The sequence below is a fragment of the Kitasatospora sp. LaBMicrA B282 genome, assembly GCF_050325825.1.
Lineage (GTDB): Bacteria > Actinomycetota > Actinomycetes > Streptomycetales > Streptomycetaceae > Kitasatospora.
This window is the reverse complement of sequence record NZ_JBNQTI010000360.1, coordinates 1-1,361: the sequence shown is the minus strand read 5'-3', so window position 1 is coordinate 1,361 and position 1,361 is coordinate 1. Positions and strand designations below refer to the sequence as shown.

Annotated in this window: 1 protein-coding gene; it reads left to right on the top strand. The window is 82.0% G+C overall.

The genetic code is table 11. The features are described from left to right. Window positions 1-1,254, top strand: a 1,254-nt coding sequence (locus tag ACQRUO_RS39425; protein WP_428321000.1) for a lanthionine synthetase C family protein, incomplete at its 5' end; no start/stop codon positions are given. Between the last annotated feature and the right edge of the window lie 107 nt (window positions 1,255-1,361).

The window sequence follows — 1,361 nt, the reverse complement described above, 5'->3', positions numbered from 1 at the left end:
GAGCTGCCGGGCGGCCTCGGGGCGGGGCCGGCCGGGCTGGTGCTGCTCTTCGCCGAGCTCGCCCGCACCGACCCGGCCCACCGCCCGGCCGCCCGGGCCTGGCTGGCGGTGGCGGCCGAGCGCGCCGAGGCGGACCGGACCGCCCGGCCCGGCCTGCACGACTCGCTGCCCGCGCTCTCCTTCGCCCTGCACCGGGTGGCCGAGGGCCCGGGGGAGCACCGGGTGGACCGGGCCCGGCTCGGCACCCGGCTCGCCCTGCTGGTCGGGCAGCGGACCGCGGCGGAGCAGGCCCGGATCGCGCGGGGGACCCCGTGCCCCAGTCGGGAGGCCTTCGACCTGGTCGCCGGCCTGGCCGGGCTCGGCGCCCACCTGTTGGACCGCCACGAGGCGGGCGAGACGACGCCGCTGGAGTCGGTGCTGACCGCGCTGGTCGCGCTGACCCGGCCGCTGGCGAGGTACGGGCTGCCGGGCTGGTGGGTCGCCGAGGATCCGCAGCACCGGATCCCGGTGGTGCCGCGGGCCGGGCACGCCGGCCTCGGCCTGGCGCACGGGCTCTCGGGTCCGCTCGCCCTGCTGGCGCTGGCCTGGCGGGCCGGGGTCGAGGTGCCTGGGCAGGCGGAGGCGATCCGCACCCTGGCCGAGTGGCTGCTCGCCCGGCAGCGGACCGACCAGGCGGGACCCTGGTGGCCGCTCCGGCTGCGCCTGGGCGAGCTGCGGGGGCCGGCGGAGCGGCCCGACCCCGCCGAGCCGGACTGGGCGGCCGGCCCGGACGGCCCGCTCGCCTGGCCGGGCGCCCCCCGACTGGGTGCGCCGCGGCCGTCCTGGTGCTCCGGCAGTCCGGGCATCGCCCGGGCGCTGCAGCTGGCGGGCACCGCGCTCGGCGTCCCGCGGTGGCGCGCGGTGGCGGTCGGCGCGCTGCGGGCTGCGCTGGAACGGCCGGCCGAGCTGGCCCCGCCGCTGACCGGGGCCGGGCTCTGCCACGGCTGGGCCGGGCTGCTCCAGACCGGGTGGCGGGTGGCCGCGGAGAGCGGCAGCCCGGAGCTGGCGGCCCGGTTGCCCCGGCTGACCCAGCTGCTGCTCGACCGGTGCGACCCCGGTTTCCCGTTCGCCGTCACGCCGCCGGACCGGCCGTCCGGCCCGGGTGCCGCGGGCGGCCTGCTCACCGGGGCGGCCGGGGTCGCGCTCGCCCTGCACACGGTGGCGACGGGTGCGGCGCCGGCCACGACCTGGGACCGGGCGCTGCTGCTGGCCTGAGGTCGTGTCGCCGATACCCCTGCTGCCGCCGAGCCGCCGAGCCGCCGAGCCGCCGAGCCGCCGGGCCGCCGAGCCGCCGAGCCGCCGCCCCGCCCCGCGACCCCGGC